The 19,644-nt window shown below is 63.4% G+C and carries 19 protein-coding genes; 9 read left to right on the top strand and 10 right to left on the bottom strand.

The window, feature by feature from the left end; all coding sequences use genetic code 11:
• Positions 1-46: 46 nt before the first annotated feature.
• On the bottom strand, positions 47-748 hold the full coding sequence (locus tag KTJ89_RS06175) for an SDR family NAD(P)-dependent oxidoreductase (RefSeq protein ID WP_181270880.1): 702 nt from the start codon (positions 746-748) through the stop codon (positions 47-49).
• The gene (locus tag KTJ89_RS06170) at positions 745-2,661 is read right to left on the bottom strand and encodes an APC family permease (RefSeq protein ID WP_259357095.1); all 1,917 of its coding nucleotides are present in this window, start codon (positions 2,659-2,661) and stop codon (positions 745-747) included. Before KTJ89_RS06170 ends, KTJ89_RS06175 begins: the two co-directional genes overlap by 4 nt.
• 127 nt (positions 2,662-2,788) lie before the next feature.
• On the opposite strand from KTJ89_RS06170, the gene KTJ89_RS06165 reads away from it, so the two are divergent.
• A complete protein-coding gene (locus KTJ89_RS06165; RefSeq protein WP_172173780.1) occupies positions 2,789-3,709 on the top strand; it encodes a LysR family transcriptional regulator in 921 nt (306 codons plus the stop codon).
• Positions 3,710-3,739: 30 nt separating this feature from the next.
• Here KTJ89_RS06165 and KTJ89_RS06160 read toward each other — a convergent pair whose 3' ends face one another.
• From KTJ89_RS06160 to KTJ89_RS06150, 3 genes are all read right to left on the bottom strand, one after another.
• The gene (locus KTJ89_RS06160; protein WP_172173783.1) at positions 3,740-4,060 is read right to left on the bottom strand and encodes a putative quinol monooxygenase; all 321 of its coding nucleotides are present in this window, start codon (positions 4,058-4,060) and stop codon (positions 3,740-3,742) included.
• A gap of 75 nt (positions 4,061-4,135) precedes the next feature.
• Positions 4,136-4,738 (bottom strand): class I SAM-dependent methyltransferase, encoded by a 603-nt coding sequence (locus tag KTJ89_RS06155; protein WP_139468637.1) that lies wholly within the window; start codon positions 4,736-4,738, stop codon positions 4,136-4,138.
• A 22-nt stretch (positions 4,739-4,760) separates the two neighbouring features.
• Positions 4,761-5,636: a LysR family transcriptional regulator gene (locus tag KTJ89_RS06150; protein ID WP_139468638.1), complete on the bottom strand. Its 876-nt coding sequence runs from the start codon at positions 5,634-5,636 to the stop codon at positions 4,761-4,763.
• A 178-nt stretch (positions 5,637-5,814) separates the two neighbouring features.
• Between KTJ89_RS06150 and KTJ89_RS06145 the strand changes: the two genes are divergently transcribed.
• The 3 genes from KTJ89_RS06145 to KTJ89_RS06135 all read left to right on the top strand — a co-directional run bounded on the left by KTJ89_RS06145 (position 5,815) and on the right by KTJ89_RS06135 (position 9,092).
• Positions 5,815-7,035, top strand: a complete 1,221-nt coding sequence (locus KTJ89_RS06145; RefSeq protein ID WP_259357094.1) for an NAD(P)/FAD-dependent oxidoreductase — start codon at positions 5,815-5,817, stop codon at positions 7,033-7,035.
• 102 nt (positions 7,036-7,137) lie between these two features.
• Entirely contained in the window at positions 7,138-8,673 is a 1,536-nt protein-coding gene (amaB, locus tag KTJ89_RS06140; RefSeq protein ID WP_259357093.1) for an L-piperidine-6-carboxylate dehydrogenase, read from the top strand.
• Positions 8,674-8,867: 194 nt separating this feature from the next.
• Entirely contained in the window at positions 8,868-9,092 is a 225-nt protein-coding gene (locus tag KTJ89_RS06135; protein ID WP_172173788.1) for a PLD nuclease N-terminal domain-containing protein, read from the top strand.
• A 104-nt stretch (positions 9,093-9,196) separates the two neighbouring features.
• Here KTJ89_RS06135 and KTJ89_RS06130 read toward each other — a convergent pair whose 3' ends face one another.
• Entirely contained in the window at positions 9,197-9,445 is a 249-nt protein-coding gene (locus tag KTJ89_RS06130; RefSeq protein ID WP_259357092.1) for a hypothetical protein, read from the bottom strand.
• A gap of 372 nt (positions 9,446-9,817) precedes the next feature.
• Between KTJ89_RS06130 and map the strand changes: the two genes are divergently transcribed.
• The 3 genes from map (at position 9,818) to KTJ89_RS06115 (ending at position 12,560) form a co-directional block, all read left to right on the top strand.
• Positions 9,818-10,585 carry a type I methionyl aminopeptidase gene (map, locus tag KTJ89_RS06125; RefSeq protein ID WP_259357091.1) on the top strand — a complete coding sequence of 256 codons (768 nt, stop codon included), beginning with the start codon at positions 9,818-9,820 and terminating at the stop codon, positions 10,583-10,585.
• A gap of 171 nt (positions 10,586-10,756) precedes the next feature.
• Positions 10,757-12,124 (top strand): DNA repair protein RadA, encoded by a 1,368-nt coding sequence (gene radA / locus KTJ89_RS06120; RefSeq protein WP_259357090.1) that lies wholly within the window; start codon positions 10,757-10,759, stop codon positions 12,122-12,124.
• Positions 12,125-12,167: 43 nt separating this feature from the next.
• A complete protein-coding gene (locus KTJ89_RS06115; protein ID WP_259357089.1) occupies positions 12,168-12,560 on the top strand; it encodes a VOC family protein in 393 nt (130 codons plus the stop codon).
• A 4-nt stretch (positions 12,561-12,564) separates the two neighbouring features.
• On the opposite strand, the gene KTJ89_RS06110 is transcribed toward KTJ89_RS06115, so the two are convergent.
• Positions 12,565-13,368, bottom strand: a complete 804-nt coding sequence (locus KTJ89_RS06110; RefSeq protein ID WP_259357088.1) for a hypothetical protein — start codon at positions 13,366-13,368, stop codon at positions 12,565-12,567.
• 36 nt (positions 13,369-13,404) lie between these two features.
• Between KTJ89_RS06110 and KTJ89_RS06105 the strand changes: the two genes are divergently transcribed.
• Positions 13,405-14,436 carry an iron-sulfur binding domain-containing protein gene (locus KTJ89_RS06105; RefSeq protein WP_259357087.1) on the top strand — a complete coding sequence of 344 codons (1,032 nt, stop codon included), beginning with the start codon at positions 13,405-13,407 and terminating at the stop codon, positions 14,434-14,436.
• A 124-nt stretch (positions 14,437-14,560) separates the two neighbouring features.
• Here the strand turns inward: KTJ89_RS06105 and KTJ89_RS06100 are convergent, their stop codons facing one another.
• Together KTJ89_RS06100 and KTJ89_RS06095 are read right to left on the bottom strand one after the other, a co-directional pair.
• Complete coding sequence (locus tag KTJ89_RS06100) at positions 14,561-15,145, bottom strand: amino-acid N-acetyltransferase (RefSeq protein WP_139468645.1); 585 nt, start codon at positions 15,143-15,145, stop codon at positions 14,561-14,563.
• A gap of 106 nt (positions 15,146-15,251) precedes the next feature.
• The gene (locus tag KTJ89_RS06095; protein WP_259357086.1) at positions 15,252-17,792 is read right to left on the bottom strand and encodes an ATP-dependent Clp protease ATP-binding subunit; all 2,541 of its coding nucleotides are present in this window, start codon (positions 17,790-17,792) and stop codon (positions 15,252-15,254) included.
• Positions 17,793-17,942: 150 nt separating this feature from the next.
• Here KTJ89_RS06095 and KTJ89_RS06090 point away from each other — a divergent pair, with 150 nt between their 5' ends.
• On the top strand, positions 17,943-18,833 hold the full coding sequence (locus KTJ89_RS06090) for a macrolide 2'-phosphotransferase (RefSeq protein WP_259357085.1): 891 nt from the start codon (positions 17,943-17,945) through the stop codon (positions 18,831-18,833).
• Positions 18,834-19,127: 294 nt separating this feature from the next.
• Here the strand turns inward: KTJ89_RS06090 and KTJ89_RS06085 are convergent, their stop codons facing one another.
• Positions 19,128-19,457 (bottom strand): histone-like nucleoid-structuring protein Lsr2, encoded by a 330-nt coding sequence (locus KTJ89_RS06085; protein ID WP_092015973.1) that lies wholly within the window; start codon positions 19,455-19,457, stop codon positions 19,128-19,130.
• Positions 19,458-19,644: the final 187 nt, after the last annotated feature.

The raw sequence follows: 19,644 nt of genomic DNA, 5'->3' as shown, positions 1-19,644 counted from the left end.
CGACGGGATTGGGGTGGGCAGATATGCGGGGTATCGCAGGGAGGCATCAGCGGATCACGTCCCCGCCGGAGAGGACGACGGTCTCCCCTGTCATGAATCCGGCATCGGCCGACGCGAGGATAGCGACCCAGCGTGCTATCTCCTCTGGCTGGGCAACTCGCCCCAGAGGCACGGAGACGGCGGCAGCTTCCATCCGTCCGGTGGCCTTGTTGCCTGGAGTGTCGACCCAGCCGGGGGCGATGGCATTGACGCGGATCCCTCGGTGGGCGAGCTCGAGGGCGAGGCTCTTTGTCACCATGACGACTGCGGCCTTTGACGCCCCGTAGACGAGCTGGCCGGGAGAGACGGTGAACGCATCGACGGAGGCGAAATTGACGATCGCTGAGCCTTGCGACATCCACGGCAGGGATTCGGCGGAGACGTTGAGAGTGCCGAGTACGTTGACATCGAAGATCGCTCGCACGGTGTCGGAGGTGTAGGTTTCGATCGTCGTCGGCGGGAAGATGCCGGCGATGTTCGCGACGAGGTCGATTGACTGTTCGTCTCCCGGTTCCCCGAGGTAGTCGCCGAGGACCCGGCCAAGACTGTCTCTGTCGGTGATGTCGCAGGTGAGGAAGGTGGTGTTGTCCACCTCTTCCACCGCCTCGGCGATGTCGATGCCCACCACCGTCCAGCCGTCGGCGGCCAAGGTGCGCACGGTGGCCAGCCCCATTCCGCTGGCAGCACCGGTGACGACTGCTGTGCTCATTCCGGACTTCTCCTCTCCTGTGCTGGTGTCGAAGGAACGTCGTCGAAGCTGTCATCGCCGTCGTTCGCGGCCTCGCGTTCGATGCTCTCCTGTTCCAGAGCTTTCAGCTCCGGAGTTGCGAATCCGGTCTTGTCGGCCCCGAGGTAGGCGATGTAGCCGATGATGACGGCGATGAGCGAGTCCCACGGGAAGATGACTGCCGGGGTCGGCAAAGGTCCGTACTCGCTGAACGCGGAGAGGATGAGTTCGGCGAGGAGTAGGAACACCAGCCAGTAGCCTGCACGCAGGTGGCGCACTCCCTCTCGCTTGGTCATCAGCCGCAGCACGAAGAGGAAGGCGACGGTGAGCACGGTGATGCCGATGAGGAACTCATAGACCTTCCCGGGGTCATCGACCGCCATGTCCGACGGGGCGAGGATGAACCCTCCGCGGACACACACGATCACCCAAGCGATGATGAAGACGATGGAGAGGACGATCGAGGGGGCCCGCTTCGTCCACCCGTTCTTGACGCTGAAGAAGATCGCGTAGCAGACCATTGAACCGAGCAGGATGGCGTCGAGGTTCGCCAGGGTGATGAACCCGCACCAGAAGATGATGATCGTCGAGGCGATGAAGCCGATCGGGGCGAGCACCTTCGACCACGGCAGACGATAGGGCCGGTGCAGCTGCGGAGCGTGGTGTCGCATGACTCGGATCGCCGCCGGTGCGGTGAGTGTGGAGAGGACGAGGGCGGAGGAGATGAATCCGACGAGGCGGTACCAGCTCGGGGCCGGGAGGAAGAAGGCCAGCCCGATGGCGAAGTTGACGATGATCGCCCAGGCCGGGACGCCGTGCCGGTTCATCCGGGTAAGGATGGACGGGAAGAACTTGTTCGTCGCCAGGCCGTAGGCGACTCGGGAGGCGCTGCCGAGGTAGAGGTACCCGGCGGCTCCGGGAGAGATGACTGCGTCGAGGAGGAGCAGGGACACGAATGCTCCGAGGAGGGCGATCCCGGAAGCCTTGAGCGCGGCGCCGAGCGGCCCATCGGCCCAAGAACTCGACATCAGTGCCGCCCAGTCGCCGGGGTTGACTCCGGCGTCGGCCCAGTTGATGGCGCCGATGAAAGCGATCTGCAGTCCGGTGTAGATGCCCAGAGGGATGAGGATGGACCCGATGGTGCCCAAGGGGATATTGCGCTTGGGGTTCTTCACTTCGCCGGCGAAGTCGATGACACCGCGGAAGCCCATCATGGCGAAGGCGATGCCGGAGATCGCCACAGCTTGGAAGGTCGCACCAAAGCCTTCCTTCGTGCCACCTGCGTTGCCGAAGAATGCGTGGTCGGTGTAGTTGCCGGCGTTGAAGACGAGAAAGAGGAGGGCGAAGGTGGCAGTCGGGATGATGATCTTCCACCAGGTGATCCATCGGTTGGCTTCGCTGAGCAGCTTGACCCCGAAGATGTTGATGAGCATGAATACGAACATCACGACGATGCCGGTGATGATGCCGTTGGGCCAGGCGAGCATCGAGACTCCCTGTCGCGTCTCGAGGAGCCCGAGATTGGGAAACAGACCGCCGACGTAGGTGATTGCGGCGACCGCTTCGATCGGCGGCAGAGCGAGATTGGCCAGCCAGTACGACATGCCCATCAGCCAACCGGTGAGCCCGCCGTGTGAGAGATAGGGGTAGCGCACAATCGCTCCGGAGAACGGCAGTGCTGCGCCGACTTCCATCCAGGACAGGGCGATGAGGGTGACGAGTGCGCCACCGATGAGCCAGGAGATCACGGCCGAAGGACCGGCCATTCCGGCAGCCGAGAGTACTGCGAAGAGCCATCCCGAACCGATCTGCCCGCCGATGGCGATGAACATCGCGGACTGCAGCGTCATGCTGCGTTTGAAACGTGCGTCACTGCGATAGGTGACTGCGGCCATGAGGTCCCCCTTTGGATCCGTCGTACTGACCAGGTGGCAACAGTCTGCCGAGAACTCGACACAGGCGGAAGACGGCAAATCAGAGCATCCGCCCAAGGCTGAGCCTTGAGCGCGTTATGCTGTCGACATGAGTGAGGGTCCGACGCTGAGGCAGCTGGAATACTTCATCCGCACCGTCGACGAGGGGTCGTTCGCGGCCGCTGCGACGAAGGAGCATATGGCTCAACCGAGTCTGTCCGAGCAGATCAGGCGGCTCGAGCGACGCCTGGGGACGACGTTGTTCGTGCGCACGAACTCGCGTCTGCGGCTGACCGACGTGGGCCGGCAGCTCGTGCCGAAGGCGAAGGCGGCGATCGAGGCCGCGGCCGAGGTCTCACGGGTCGCGAAGGTGACCACCGATCTGTCGGGAGGAGAGGTCTCCTTCGGTTCGTTCCGCAGCGCCCAGCATTACCTGCTTGCTCCGTTGATCCTCGCCTTCAATGAGCGGTTCCCGAACGTGCGGGTCAGGGTCGTCGGCCTCAATTCGTCCGACGTCGCAGATGCAGTGCGCCGCGGCGACCTCGAAGCCGGTCTCGTCGAGCTGCCTGTCGATCCGCACGGACTGCAGGTTTCGGCGCCGGTGCTCTCGGACGACGTTGTCTATATCAGTGCTCATGGCGAGAGGACCAGACGCCCTGTCTCTCTCGATCAGGTTGTGCCCAGTCGCCTGGTCCTCGCCGAGGCGAGCTGGGGTACTCGAGATCCGATGCGCCGGCTCCTTGCTGAGAGAGCACAGTCGGAGCAGATCGACCTCGATCCGTTCATCCAGGTCGAGTACGGCGATGCGGCCCTGGAGATAGTCTCACGAGGGACGTTCGACACGATCCTGCCGCTCGTAGAACTGCAGCGCCATCCTCTGCGGGACCAGTTGTCCTGGGCCCATCTCTCCCCCGCTTTCCCGGTCGATTTCGCTTTCATTTCGCGCAGCGATGCCGAACTCTCACCGGCGACCGAGGCTTTCATCGCGATGTCGAAGGGGCCCCTGGAAGAGTTCCAGGGGCCCTGGTGAAGGGTGCGGACTCGGCTGCTCCGAGACGAATCAGCCGATCTTGAGCTCGCCCATCTCGTCCCAGCCTTCACCGTCGATCTTGCGGGAGATGATCTTCGGGGTCGACACCAGGTGCGGGCGCATGGCTTCGAGGCCGGCGGCGAAGTGATCGCTGGTGACGTGCGGTTCTGCGCCTTCGTCGGTGAATGCCTCGACGAGCACGAACTCGTTCGGGTTCTCCAGGCTCTTCGACCATTCGAAGAAGAGATTGCCGGGTTCGGCGCGGGTTGCCTCGGTGAAGGCCCGAACGGCTTCGGGGAATTTCTCGACGCTGTCGGGTTTCACGTCATATTTCACGACGATGAAGATCATGATCATTCTCCTTCAGTTGATCAGCAGTATGGGTCGATCCCAGCCTAATTCTGCCGCCCTTGCGAATCGACCGGCTCACAGCCTTTCGGCGATGAGGACGAGGAAGTCACTGTCAGCTTCGAAGGGGCGGAGTTCCCAGGTGGAGAACTTCTGGTCGACGAACATCCCCGTGGCCTTGACGTCCTCGATGAAATCGTCGAAATCATACCCGCGTCCGGCACCGAAGCCGGACACGAACCGGCCGCCGTGTTTGAGCGTCGATTTGATATTGCCCAAGGTCTGCCGGCGCGAGGCGGGATCGAGGAAGGACAGGACGTTTCCGGCGCAGAAGGCCACATCGATCTCGGTGATCCCGGCGCCGGCGAAATCGAAGTCGGCGAGGTCGCCGGTGTGCCATTCACCGCTGGGGAAGTCCTCCTCGGCGACGGAGATGAGGAATTCGTCGAGGTCGACGCCGAAGACGGTGTGACCTTCGTCGATGAGCAGTCCGCCGGCCCGGCCGGTTCCGCAGCCGGCATCGAGGATGCGCGATCCCCGCGGAGCCATGGCGTTGACGAACCTGGCCTCACCGCCGATGTCATGCCCGGCGGCCGCAAGATCTCGCCACCGCTGCGCGTAGTTCGCCGAATGGTCGGGGTTGGCCCTGCGTACCTTATTCCACTGATGGTCGAAGCTCATGCCCTCATCCTAGGCCGGAATCTCAGGCGAAGACTTCGGTGACCACCTTAGCGACCGCCCGGACCGGATCGCTGGGGTCCGGGGAAGTCAGCACGATGATCTCGCGTCCGCCCGCCTCGACGACGGGGTGGAGGTCGACGTCGGACCCACCCAACGACATCATGATCGGCGTCGCCAGGGTCAGGCCGAGCCCGGTTCCGGCGAGCGCCAGCGCGACCGCGGTGTCCGTGACGATATGGGTCTCCTTCGCATTGATTCCCAGCGCCGAGGTGGCCAACCGCATCGCGCGGCCGAAGAGCTCCTCGGCCGGCGGTAGGATCCAGTCGGCCTCGGCCAGATCGTCATCGCTCGGCCGGGACGTCCCCGCGGGGACGACGATGCCGAAGTCTTCCTCGGCCACAGCTTCCCAACTCAGCCCGCGCATCGGCGGCAGCGGCGCGGCCGGGTAGTTGATCCCGATCCCAAGGTCGATGATCCCGTCGATGACGGCGGCCGACATGGTCTCGACATTGATCTCCCGCGCCCGGACTTCGATATGCGGATGGCGCTCGGCCAGCGCCCGCACCACCTTCGGCAGCGCCGTCGTCGATGCCGATCCGAAGACGCCGAGGGTGACGATGGCCTCGCTGCGGAAGTCCCGGCCGAGCATCGCCATCTCCGCCTGCTGCTGAGCGGCGAGGATGTTCCGCGCCCTGGGCAGCAGGGTGCGCCCGGCTTCGGCGAGGACGAGCCCACGGCCGCGCCGTCGGAACAGGTCGGAATCGACGACTCTGCGCAGGGCTGAGATGTGCTGGGACACGGCCCCGACGCTGTAGCCGAGGTGGTCGGCCGCCCGCGTCATCGATCCGAGTTCGGCGACAGCGACGAATGTGCGCAGCTGTCCGAGCGTCCATGTCATGGCAGCGCTCTCCTGTCTTTAGGTTTCTTGAACACAATGTTCACAAACTCTCCCTTGTTCTTAAGTGTGATGGCAACCACAATGAAGTCAAGACACAAACGCCGACATCGCCGTCGGCACTCTCCGTTTCCGGGGCGACCAACGACGGTCGCCCCGGCAGCAGACAGCGAGGTGAACCGTGGAATCCCCCACCGCATCAACCACCACCCCTCACACCGACGGGGTCCCCGACACGTCCAGAGCCCTGCCCACCGAAGCCTCCGTCGTCATCATCGGCGCCGGCGTCATGGGAGCGGCCATCGCCTACCACCTGGCCGAACGCGGAGTCCGCGACATCGTCATCGTCGAACGCGACACCCCCGGAGCCGGATCGACGTCGAAGGCCGCTGGAGGTGTGCGCTGCCAATTCTCCGACGAGGTCAACATCGCCTTGGCCGCCCGCGGGCTCGAAGTGCTGCGGAACTTCGAAACCGATTTCGGCGTCGACATCGACCTGGTCAGCAACGGCTATCTGTTCCTCCTCGACAACGATGACGACGTGCGCGCGTTCACCGACAACGTGGCCCTGCAACAGCGGATGGGGCTGGATTCGCGGATGCTCACCCTCGCCGAGGTGGCCGAGCTGGCCCCGTTCGTCAACACCGAAGGGCTGATCGCCGGGGCGTTCAATCCCGGCGACGGTCACTGCACCCCCGAGGCCGTCGTCGCAGGCTTCGTCACCGCCGCCCGCGAGCGCGGGGTCATGGTGGTCAAGAACTGCGAGGTCACCGGATTCGACACCGACGGCGGAACGGATCGCATGGCCACCTCGGTGATCACGAATCAGGGCACCATCAGCTGCGAACAGGTCGTCGTCGCGGCGGGAGCCTGGTCCGGCCCCATCGGGGACATGGCCGGGGTCGACCTGCCCGTGAAGCCGCTGCGGCGGGAGATCATGGTCTCCGAGCCCGTCGATTTCGACACCTCGCGGATGCCCTTCACGATTGACTTCGCCACCAGCTACTACGTCCACCCGGAAGGAGCCGGGCTGCTGTTCGGCTGCCCCGATGAGGTCGATGACTGGTCCTTCAACGACAAACGCGACCCGAACTGGCTGGCCACCCTGGCCGAGCACATCGAAGCCCGCACCCCGAAGCTCGGCGATGTCGAAGCGAAACACGGGTGGGCGGGACTGTATGAGATGACGCCCGACCACAATGCCCTCATCGGCGAGGCCGAGGAGAGGCCGGGATTCTTCTACGCCTGCGGGTTCTCCGGTCACGGCTTCCTCATGGGCCCGGCCGTCGGAGAGGTCGTCGCCGACCTCATGACCGGCCGCACTCCCCTCGTCGATGTGACTCCCATGGACAAACGACGCTTCTCCACCACCGGACTGCGTAAGGAGCTCAATGTGATCTGAGTCCTCGCACACCCGCCCCTCATCTCCCACCTCCCCGCAGCGACTGAACTCCACCGACCGGCGCAGCAGCCGATCGACACAGCAGACGACGAAAGGACAGCAATGACCGCACTGCCCACCGATCAGACCATCACCGACCTCCTCACCTCAGGATTGAGCGCCTGCGGAGTAGACGCATCCGTCCTCAAGGGATCGGCCGCCTCGGCGAGCCTTCCGGCCCGCTCCCCCATCACGGGACAAGACCTCGGCACGATCGCCGCGGACACCGCGCAGACAGCGGCGGACAAGATCGCCGCAGCCCAGACCGCGTTCGAGACCTGGCGGGACGTGCCAGCTCCCGTCCGCGGTCAGCTGGTGCAGCGGTGGGGACAGCTGCTCGGCGAGTACAAGGAGGATCTGGCCAAGATCATCACTGTCGAAGCCGGCAAAACCCCTTCCGAGGCGGCCGGCGAAGTCCAGGAGATGATCGACATCTGCGAGTTCGCACTCGGTCAGTCCCGGCAGCTGTGGGGCAAGACCATGCCCAGCGAACGGCCGGGTCACCGGCTCATGGAGACGTGGCATCCCCTCGGCGTCGTCGGGGTCATCTCCGCATTCAACTTCCCCGTGGCCGTGTATTCCTGGAACACCGCCCTGGCCCTGGTCGCCGGTGACGCGGTCGTGTGGAAGCCCTCAGAGAACGCCGTGCTCGCCGCCCTCGGGGCACAGTCGCTGCTGACCCGGGCCGCCACCGAGGTGGGGGCACCGGAGAATCTCGCGCCTGTCCTCGTCGGTGGCCGGGACATCGGCGATGTGATGGTCAGGGATTCTCGGGTGGCCTTGGTCTCGGCGACCGGATCGGTGCGGATGGGTCGCGAGGTCGGACCCGTCGTGGCCGAGCGCTTCGGCAAGATCCTGCTCGAGCTCGGCGGCAACAACGCCGCCATCGTCGCCCCGAGCGCCGACATCGATCTGGCGCTGCGCGGAGTGGTCTTCGCAGCCGCCGGGACCGCAGGTCAGAGGTGCACGACCCTGCGGCGGCTCATCGTGCACGAGTCCATCGCCGACGAGTTCGTCGACAAGGTCGTCGCCGCGTACAAGACGCTAAGCATCGGATCGCCGACCGCTGACGGAGTGCTCGTGGGACCGCTCATCAATTCGGGTTCGTACGATGCGATGCAGGCGGCCCTCAAGCAGGCAGAGGCAGAGGGCGGCGAGATCCTCTGCGGAGGCGGCAGGGTACTCGCCGATGAACGCCCGGATGCCCACTATGTCGAACCGGCAGTGGTGCGGATGCCCAATCAGAGCGCAGTGGTCAAGGAGGAGACGTTCGCCCCGATCCTCTACGTCGTCACGTATTCGGACCTCGATGAGGCGCTCGAGATCCACAACGGGGTGCCGCAGGGGCTGTCCTCGGCGATCTTCACTGCCGAACTCGCCGAGTCCGAGAAGTTCCTGTCCCGCTCCGACTGCGGAATCGCCAACGTCAACATCGGCACCTCCGGTGCGGAGATCGGCGGCGCCTTCGGCGGTGAGAAGGAGACCGGCGGCGGACGCGAGTCGGGTTCGGACTCGTGGAAGGCCTATATGCGTCCGGCCACGAACACGATCAACTACTCCGGCGAGCTGCCGCTGGCGCAGGGAGTCGAGTTCCTCTGAGAGAGCTGTGTCCTCTGGGCGAAGTGAGGCCCTCGTCCGGTGGGCCGGTGAGCTGATCGAAGCGCAGACCGGTCCATCGACGACCCTTCACGTCGTTCAAGTGCCAGCGCTGATATCACGTGGTACACGACGCGATATCCGCGCTGGCCCCTGAACGAGCGACTTTCGTACAAAAACCAAGGTAGATTGATGCCATGAGCAAAAATCCGCTACTGCCCGCCGCCTATGACGTGATCTGGTCCGGAGTCGTCCTAGTGCTCGTCGTCCTGCTCATCTGGGCAATGGTGAGCATCGCCCGATCAGGACTCGACCCTCGGGTGAGACTCGTCTGGGCGATCATCGTCCTGCTGCTGCCCGTCGTCGGACCGATCTGCTGGCTCATTGCACGACCGCAGAAGTCGGACACCAGTCTCAGCTGACGCGCAATCGCGCTCAGGTCACGCGAAACTCGAAAAAGTCGTCGCCAGTGACGACTCTTTCGAGTTTCGCGTTGACTGATCAACTCTCGTGCAGGACAGCGTCCTCAGCGTTCGCTGCTCACGCTCCCGCCTGTCTCTGCAGTCGAGGATGCAGAATCATGCTCACGCTGGCCGTCTGCACGCTCTCTCCGCCGCTGGTCACGGAGAACGAAAGCGAGGCAGAGCAGTGAGCAGGCGGGAAAGACGATGAGCGTGAGAACCCAGGGCCCGCCTGCACGGAGGTCCTCTTCACCCGACAACACCGAAGTTGCCAGAGCGATGCCTGCGCCGAAAGCCATGATGATGTGCCTCATGCTCCGCACCCTACGCACCAGGGAACTTTGTCACAAGTATCCTTGCCCGAAATCGGAACTGCTGCCTGGTTCACGACCCCACCTCCGAGAGGTCCCCGACCTCTTAACGCCCGCCTTCGCGCATCGATCAAGGGCTCGCTCGAATCACACGACGTAAACGGGGCGATATTCGAGCGAACCCTTGAACGAGCAGGTTTCGGGCAGAAGTCAGCTGTCCGGTAGACCGAACAAAGTGACACTGAGCTCCGACCGCGACTGTCTGCTTGCCCACAGATCCGGGTGCGGCCGCGACTTCGGCATTGCCGAGGACTAAAATCGAGTCTGGACCAGTGAACGCTGTTGAAACCCTGCACCTCATTGAAGGAGACCCCTGTGATTGAGCTGAAGACGCCCGCCGAGATCGACAAGATGGCGGTGACCGGCCGTTTCGTCGCGAAGACCTTGGCCGAGCTGACCTCGATCGCAGAACCGGGCATGGACATCATGCACCTGGAGAAGACCGCGCGGAAGATGATCGAGGATGCCGGAGCGAAGTCCTGCTACTGGGACTACGCCCCCTCCTTCGGCTCCGGCCCCTTCCGCAACGTCATCTGCCTGTCCGTCAACGACGGCGTCCTCCACGGCAAGCCCCACAGCTACGTCCTCAAGGACGGCGACGTGCTCACCCTCGACTTCGCCGTATCCATCGACGGCTGGGTCGCCGACGCCGCACGCTCCGTCGTCGTCGGCGACGGCAGCGACGAGGACCAGCGACTCATCGACACCACCTGGGCCGGCCTCGAAGCCGGAATCGGTGCCGCCCAAGCAGGCAACCGCCTCGGCGATATCTCGAAGGCCATCGGTGACGTCGCCGATGCCCACCGCATCCCCGTCAACCTCGACTTCGGCGGCCACGGTCTCGGCCACACGATGCACGAGGATCCGCACGTGCCCAACCGCGGCAAGGGAGGTCGCGGCTTGGTGCTCAAACCGGGTCTGACCTTGGCGATCGAACCGTGGTGGTCGTTCACCTCGAAGAAGTTGTCCGTCGATAAGGACGGTTGGACCCTGCGCCTGGCCGACGGTTCGAATGGTGCCCATTCGGAGAACACGATCGCCATCACCGAGGATGGTCCCCGAATCCTCACCACGCTCGACTGACTTGGCTGCCGCACTCTGCCGGCAGGGGCGTCCGACGAACTCATCGTCGGGCGCCCTTCTGCATTCACCGGGCTCCCCCGCTGCAGTGCGCACCGGCCAGCTCTCCTTGTCACTGAGGCCGGACTCTCGAGCAAGGACTCTCGTGTCAGCGGCCCGTGCCAGAATTGCGGTATGTCTTTCACATGCTCGGAATGCGGCTATTCGACGGTCAAATGGTTGGGACGCTGCCCCGAATGCCAGGCCTGGGGCACCCTTGAGGAAAAGGGCGCGAACTCGTCGAAGGTGAAGACGAAGGTCAAGAAATCCAATGCGGCGAAGCCGATCAGCGAGATCGACTCGACGCTCGCGCAGGCGAGATCGACGTTCGTCCCCGAGTTCGATCGGGTCCTCGGCGGTGGCATCGTGCCTGGCGCCGTTGTCCTGCTCTCCGGCGAGCCGGGGGTCGGCAAGTCGACGCTGCTGCTCGACGTCGCCGCGAAGATCGCCATGTTCGGGGTCAAGGTTCTCTATGTCACCGGTGAGGAATCCGCCGGTCAGGTGCGGTTGCGCGCCGAACGGATCAATGCCCTGGCCGACTCGCTGCTCCTCGCCGCCGAGACCGATCTGGGGTCGGTACTGGGAATGATCGAATCCGAACAGCCGGAGCTGCTCGTCGTCGACTCGATCCAAACTTTGGCATCCTCCGAGGTCGAAGGCATCCCCGGCGGAGTCACCCAGGTCCGCGAAGTCGCCTCCGCCCTCATCAGGGAAGCCAAGGCCCGGTCTCTGCCGACTGTGCTCGTCGGCCACATCACGAAGGACGGCACGATCGCCGGTCCTCGCCTTCTCGAGCACCTCGTCGACGTCGTATGCACCTTCGAAGGTGAGAGGCATTCGCGTCTGCGTATGCTGCGCGCGGTGAAGAATCGCTTCGGCCCCACCGACGACGTGGGCTGTTTCGATATGGAGGAGAACGGGATCAAGAGTCTCGAGGACCCGTCGGGACTGTTCCTCTCGCGCAGCGGTGCGAATCCGTCCGGCACTTGCCTAACGGTGACGCAGGAGGGCAAGCGACCGCTGCTCGTCGAAGTCCAATCGCTCATCACAGAATCCGCCGGCGGCCAGTCCCGTCGCTCGGTCTCCGGAGTCGATTCCTCCCGAGTGGCGATGATGCTGGCTGTGCTCAGCCAGAACGTCGCGCAGGCGAACCTCGCCAAGAGCGATGTCTTCACCGCCACCGTCGGCGGAGCGAAGCTCTCCGAGCCGGCCAGCGACCTCGCGATCTGCATGTCCCTGGCCTCGGCGCTGCTCGGCAAGCCGCTGGCTCGCCACCTCGTCGCGATCGGCGAAGTCAGCCTGTCAGGGGAGATCCGCAATGTCCCCAATCTCGGCCAACGCCTCAACGAAGCCAAACGACTGGGCATCACTCATGCCGTCGTCGCCAAGGGAGCCATGACCAATGTGGCGGCACCGGACAAGATGGAGGTCGAGGAGTGCGAACACATCGCCGGGGCGGTCGAACTGATGCTGACGAAGCAGGGTCTTCGGGAGCAGAAGTGAGAAAGTTCGGGACTTTCGCTTGGTTTTGGAGCATCCTGGTGTCATGACCACGACAGTTTTTCCCGCCTTCCGGACCACCGATGCCGCAGCGACGATCGAACTGCTGGTCACGCTCGGGTTCACCGAAAGACTGCTCGTGCGCAATGAGCGGGACCCGGCCCTCGTCGAGCATGCCGAATTCGCGCTCGGTGACAACGGCGGGATCATGTTCGGTTCGGTCCGCAACGACGGATCGGCACTCGATGCAGTGGGCGGAAGCTCGATCTACGTCGTCGTCGACACCGAACGAGAAGTGGACCGACTCTACCAGGAGATCGTCGACCTGGGGCATGCGATCGTGCGACCGGTAGCGACTCAAGACTACGGCGGCCGCGAATTCGACTTCCGCGACCACGACGGGAACTCTTGGGGAGTCGGCTCCTACCGTGGTGCCTGAGGACTCAGTCCTGCGGTTCCTCTGACTGCTTCTCATCCGAGGAGTCCTTCTCGCCGGATTCCTTTTCCGACTTCTTCTCCTCGTCGGCTTTCTTCTTCTCCTCCGCGGCCTTCTTCTCCTTGGCCTTATCGGCGGCGCTCTTCTCGAGCTCGAACGGCGTCGGTTCGCTCTTCTTGTCATCGAGCTTCACGATGAGCTCGTAGTCGCCGGGGGCGAAGTCAGCGTCTTCGCGGTTGCAGTTCTTGTCGACCTTGATCCGGTTCCATTTGAGCTTCGCAGTCTTCTCCGACTGCGGTGCGAACTCCGTGGAAGCTTCGGCATTCTCGTCTTTCGCCGCCGCGCAGTACTCCGACGACCACACGACATCACCGTTCTTTTCGACGATGAATTCCTGCTTATCGGTACCGACCTCGATGAGGCACGTGGCGGTGTGGCCGTTCTCGATGACCATGCCGAATTCGGGTTCTGTCCCGTCCTTCACGGATTTCGGATCGACCTTCGCCTTCAGCGAGACTTTGTCCTCCGGGCACTTTCCGCTCGCTGCCTTCTTATCCGGCACGGGTGCCGCCGTCGTCGATTCGGCCGGGGTAGTCTCCTCGGCTGCCACCTTGTCCGATCCGTCGCTGCGGCCGCCGATGGCTTTGACGATACCGACGATTCCGAGCACGAGAAGCCCCAGGACGAGGAGGCTGGCCACAGCAAGCGTGATGCGGCGTCGGCGGTACACGTGAGCAGGCAGCTTCCCGCTAGACTGGCGAGGCTGCCCGGCAGCTCTGTTCGGCTGCGAACCACGATTGGAAGGAGTCATCGCTTTGAGCCTAGGCCGAAGCGATTGAGCATCCAAATGACACACCGAGCCGGTCCCGAATCGAATCCCTCCGGGTCGACCTCCGCATTCCCCGAGGTGTCCGAACCTGTGCTCAGACGAGTCCAGGACACCATCATCACCTGGTTCGAGGACACCGCCCGGGACCTGCCGTGGAGGCACCCGAAGACGAGTGCCTGGGCAATCCTCGTCAGTGAGATCATGTCCCAACAGACCCCTGTCGCCCGAGTCGAACCGCGATGGCGTGCGTGGATGGACAAATGGCCGACACCAGCCGACCTCGCCGCCGCCCCGACCGCCGAAGTCCTCCACTCCTGGGATCGCTTGGGCTATCCGCGCAGAGCGCTGCGACTGCAGGAAGCCGCCGAAGTCATCGCTGCGGACCTGGACAACCGGGTTCCCGAAACGACCGAAGAGCTCGAACGACTGCCGGGCATCGGTTCCTATACCGCCGCCGCGGTTTCCTCCTTCGCTTTCGGCAGAAAGACGACCGTGCTCGACACGAACGTGCGTCGGGTCCTCATCCGCCTCTTCGCGGGCCGGGAACGCCCCACCACCTCACCTGGCCGGAAGGAGACTGCCTGGGCGGCCGCCCTGGTGCCCGAGGACAAGCACGTTGAGTGGAACGCCGGAGTCATGGAGTTCGGGGCCCTCGTCTGCACGGCACGCAATCCCGACTGCCCCGCCTGCCCGCTCCAGGACATCTGCACATGGAACCGATTGGGCAGACCCGCCTCGGCGACGAAACCGAAGACTCAGAAGTGGTCAGGCACCGATCGACAGCTGCGCGGTGCGATCATGGATGTCCTCAAGGCAGCGCACGTCGCCGGGGACGACCGACGCGGTGTCCGGCTCGACGTCTTCACCGCCTCGGTGACCGACTTCGACCCGGTGTTTCTCGACTCACTGGCCGAATCGACGGCCACGGCGGTGGCGCGAGTGCGTGAACTCAGTGCGGACCAGGACAGGATCAATCGGCTCATCTCCGACCTCGTCGACGACGGTCTGGCACAACAGGTCGATGGCCGATTGGCATTGCCGAACAGCTGAATCAGGACCCGAACATGGCAGACGTCGCCACTGGACGGTGCGTGTGCGGCAGTCGCCTACACTGGCCTGTGAGAGCGTGGCCAAGACCGACGCCCGCCGGTGACGGGCAGGATCAGGGTCTGCCTCAGAGGTATTTGATCATCCGTGAGTTGCCCAGGGTATTCGGTTTGACCCTGGCCAGGTCGAGAAACTCTGCGACGCCCTCATCGGTGGAGTGAAGCAGCTCGACGTAGACCTCGGGTGAGACGGGGATGCCCTTGATCGGTTCGAAGCCGAGCGAACCGAAGAATCCGGTCTCGAAGGTCAGGCAGAACACCCGGTCGACTCCGATCTCACGAGCATCGGCGAGCAGCTGCTTGATGATCGCCTTGCCCACTCCCCTGCCCCGATAGTCCGGTGACGTGGCGACCGTGCGCGCCTCGGCGAGATCCGCCCAGATGATGTGCAGGGCGCCGCAGCCGGCGAGGATCTCGGAACCATCGGGCTGCGGGTCGACGACCAGCCAGAACTCCTGCAGCGACTCGAAGTAGGTCACCGTGTCCTTGGCGAGCAGGATCCGCTCGCCGGCCAGTGGGGCGACCAGGGCTTCGATGCCTTTGACGTCGCCGGTCCTCGCGCGTCGCAGGTACAGACCTCCTGGGAGTTCGTGCTTTGAATGATGGTCCTCGGAGATCAGTCCGTGATCGAAGTCGCCTGCGTGTGAGCTCATACCGACATTCAACACCATCGCCGGAGGCGAACACGAAAGAGTCCGGGGAGTCGGCTGCTGCCGACTCCCCGGACTCTTATGCGTTATCCGAGAAGGTGATGAACGATCAGGCCGAGGTCTCCGAGGATCCGCTCGAACCGGACGAACCCAGACCTGCGAGTTCGCCTTCGCCATCCTCAGCGGGCTTCAGGCTCTCGGTCTCGATGCCTTCGAAAGTGAACTCAGCGTCCTTTCCTTCGCCCTTGACGTCGACCTTGATGGTCTGGCCGCGTCCGATCTCCTTGAACAGGATCTTCTCCGACAGAGTGTCCTCGATCTCGAGCTGGATCGTCCGACGCAGCGGACGGGCACCCAGGACGGGATCGTAGCCGCGCTCGGCGAGCAGATCCTTCGCCTTGGCCGTGACGTCGACCTTCATGCCCTGATCGGCCAGGCGGACGTCGAGACGTTCGAGGAAGAGATCGACGATCTTGATGATCTCGACCATGCTCAGCTGCGGGAACACGATCGTGTCATCGACACGGTTGAGGAACTCGGGACGGAAGTGCTGCTTGAGCTCTTCGTTGACCCTCTGCTTCATCCGGTCGTAGTTGGTCTTCGTGTCACCCTCGACCTGGAATCCGAGCTGGAGTCCGCTCGAGACATCACGCGTACCGAGGTTGGTCGTCATGATGATGATGGTGTTCTTGAAGTCCACCTCACGACCCTGCGAGTCGGTCAGTCGACCATCCTCGAGGATCTGCAGCAGCGAGTTGAAGATGTCCGAGTGGGCCTTCTCCACCTCGTCGAAGAGGACGACCGAGAACGGCTTCCGGCGGACCTTCTCCGTGAGCTGACCGCCCTCTTCGTATCCGACATATCCCGGAGGCGAACCGAACAGTCGCGAAACTGTGTGCTTCTCCGAGTATTCGGACATGTCGAGGCTGATGAGCGAATCCTCATCGCCGAAGAGGAACTCCGAGAGAGCCTTGGCCAGCTCGGTCTTGCCGACGCCGGTGGGGCCCGCGAAGATGAACGAGCCGGAGGGGCGCTTCGGATCCTTCAGCCCGGCGCGGGTACGACGGATCGCCCGCGAGATCGCCTTGACCGCATCGTCCTGACCGATGACGCGCTTGTGCAGCTCGTCTTCCATCCGCAGCAGACGCGAGGACTCTTCCTCGGTGAGCTTGAAGATCGGAATGCCGGTGGCAGAGGCGAGCACTTCGGCGATGAGATCGGCATCGACGACCTTCGAGGTGTCGGTGCCGGACTTGCGCCACGCCTCGGTCTGCTCTTCCTTCTCCTTCTGCAGCTTCATCTCGGAATCGCGCTCCGAGGCTGCCAGTTCGAAGTCCTGAGCATCGATTGCGGCTTCCTTGCGGTGGCGGGCCTCGAGGATCTTCTCCTCCAGGTCACGCACCTCTTGGGGAACCGACAGACGCGAGATGCGCAGCTTGGCACCGGCTTCGTCGATGAGGTCGATCGCCTTGTCCGGCAGGTACCGGTCGTTGATGTAGCGATCGGACATGTTGACAGCGGCTGCCAGGGCTCCGTCGGTGACGGTGACCTTGTGGTGCGCTTCGTACTTGTCACGCAGACCCTTGAGGATCTCGATCGAATGCGCCAGCGACGGTTCGGGAACCTGGATCGGCTGGAACCGGCGCTCGAGAGCGGCATCCTTCTCGATGTGCTTGCGGTACTCGTCCAGCGTGGTCGCACCGATGGTCTGCAACTCTCCGCGAGCCAGCATGGGCTTGAGGATCGAAGCGGCATCGATCGCACCTTCGGCGGCTCCGGCACCCACCAGGGTGTGGATCTCGTCGATGAAGAGGATGATGTCGCCGCGGGTGCGGATCTCCTTGAGAACCTTCTTCAGACGCTCTTCGAAGTCACCGCGGTAGCGGGAGCCCGCGACCAGCGAACCGAGGTCGAGTGTGTAGAGCTGCTTGTCGGCGAGGATCTCGGGGACATCGCCGTTGACGATGGCCTGTGCGAGTCCTTCGACGACAGCCGTCTTGCCGACACCGGGTTCACCGATGAGGACCGGGTTGTTCTTCGTCCGGCGCGAGAGGATCTGCATCACGCGCTGCATCTGCTCGTGCCGGCCGATGACCGGGTCGAGCTTGGCCTCGCGGGCCGCAGCGGTGAGGTTGGTGCCGAACTGGTCGAGCACGAGCGATCCCGAGGGTGTTCCCTCTTCGCGGCCGCCGGCGGACACGGGTTCCTTGCCCTGGTAACCCGACAGCAGCTTGATGACTTCCTGGCGGACGCGTCCGAGGTCCGCGCCGAGCTTGACGAGCACCTGCGCGGCAACGCCTTCGCCCTCACGGATGAGGCCGAGCAGAATGTGCTCGGTGCCGATGTAGCTGTGACCCAGCTGCAGTGCTTCACGGAGGCTGAGCTCGAGGACCTTCTTCGCCCGCGGGGTGAAGGGAATATGGCCGCTCGGAGCCTGCTGTCCCTGACCGATGATCTCCTGGACCTGGTCGCGCACCTGCTCGAGGGAGATGTCCATTCCCTCGAGTGCCTTCGCTGCCAGACCTTCACCCTCATGGATGAGGCCGAGCAGAATGTGCTCGGTGCCGATGTAGTTGTGTTTGAGAAGTTTCGCTTCTTCCTGCGCGAGCACCACGACGCGTCGTGCTCGGTCGGTGAACCGCTCGAACATATTCATCCTCCTCGGTCTTCTGATTCTTCTGAGCCTAACCACCACGACCGCGGTTCTATTGCAGGTTTCGCCATCAGCCGAAACCGTTTGGCTGTGGGCGAAATTCTCTAGACTCGAGACCCACACAGCAACGTCAGAGAGGACGCAGACATGCCCACCGATCCCACGATCATCCGGGACCTGGCCCGGGCTCACGGTCTCGACATCATCACCGATTCCATCGTCATCAACGAGCTCGGCCTCGACTTCCAGGTCGCCATCGCCGAGGCGGTCGACGGCGGAGCGTGGGTGCTCCGGATCCCTCGGCGTCCGGATGTCTCTGCCCGCGCCGCCGTCGAGGGCCGGTTCCTGGGCGCCATCGCACCGCATCTGAGCGTCGCGGTCCCCGATTGGCAGATCCACTCGAATGACCTCATCGCCTACCCGCTGCTGCCGGGAACACCCGGACTGACGATCGATGACAGTGGTCAGCCGCAGTGGCATTTCGATGTCGAATCCTCTGAGTATGCCGCATCGCTCGGATCAGTCCTCGCCGAACTTCACACCGTCGACCCGGCTGTCGTTCGGGACACAGGCATTCCGGAGTTCTCCCCCACCGAGATCCGACAGCGCAAGCGCGAAGACATCGACAACGTCGCCGCCGAGTTCGAGGTGGCGCCGTCCCTGCTCCGGCGGTGGACCGCGTGGCTCGACGATGACAGCTATTGGCCGTCGTTCTCAACCGTGACTCATGGCGAGGTGTATCCGGCGCATCAGCTCATGGACGGACCCGTCAATCTGAGCATCCTCGACTGGACGACCGCTGCAATCGGCGATCCCGCCAGGGATTTCATGTTCCATCACGCCAGTGTCTCGGCCTCAGCGTTCGAGAACACGAGCGCGCGATACGTGGAAGCCGGCGGACGGATCTGGCCCAGGTTCGCGGAGCACTGCGGCGAGCTCTACTCGACGTCGCCCGTCGAATTGGGGCTGTTCGCCCTGCAGACCGGAGACCCGGAGCATATGAGTGCGGCACGAACTCAATTGAACCCGGAGAACTGAACCGACTTCAATAGCCGTACGGTGAGCAGAGGTCTTTCCTCACCCGCAGTGCAGGCTCCCTTGATTCATGTGCAGCTTCATCGAATCATTTGGCTGCGCCATCAATCGATATGATTTTCAACTACTCTCCACCTGGCAATTGTCTGTGATGTTTCATCACTGCTGTGTTGCTGCATCGCCGGAAGAGGGCAATTGACAATACCGAGGCTGAGCACAAAATACCTGAGGGGCCAGCGATTCAATTCGCTGGCCCCTCAGGCCTAATCGGAAGTTATCGGCTTTCGAATGAGCCTCTTACTTCTCCGCTGCTTCGTATGCTTCGACGATCTCCAGCGGGATCCGTCCACGATCACCGAGCTGGTACCCGTTGTTCTGAGCCCACTCGCGGATCTTCGCCGTGTCCCGCTTGGGACCCGACGAGCCCGCACGGCGGCCACGGCCGCCGGTGTTGGCTACACGACGTGCTTTGGCGATGAATGGGGCGAACGTCTCACGGAGTTTATCGGCGTTCTCGGTTGAGAGCTCGAGTTCGTACGTTGCCTGGTCGAGGCTGAAACGAACGGTTTCCGCCGCTTCGCTTCCGTCGAAATCATCCGTGAGAACGAGGCGCATTTCCCTTGCCATGTTCACTCTTTTCGTAATCAGAGGATTTTGTCGCTGTCATCTTAACATCCGTTCGGGGATTATCGTCGACTTCGCTAACGTCAATCTCTGAATAGTATTTATCTACCTGTTCGCGTTCATTGCGATCTGCGCGGACGATATTCCGGAACACATACCAGAACAGCAATCCCACACAGATCGACGGGAG

The sequence above is a fragment of the Brevibacterium sediminis genome, from assembly GCF_024895295.1.
GTDB classification, from domain to species: domain Bacteria; phylum Actinomycetota; class Actinomycetes; order Actinomycetales; family Brevibacteriaceae; genus Brevibacterium; species Brevibacterium sediminis.
Note: the sequence above shows the minus strand (reverse complement) of the source record. Positions and strands in the feature narration are given on the sequence as shown.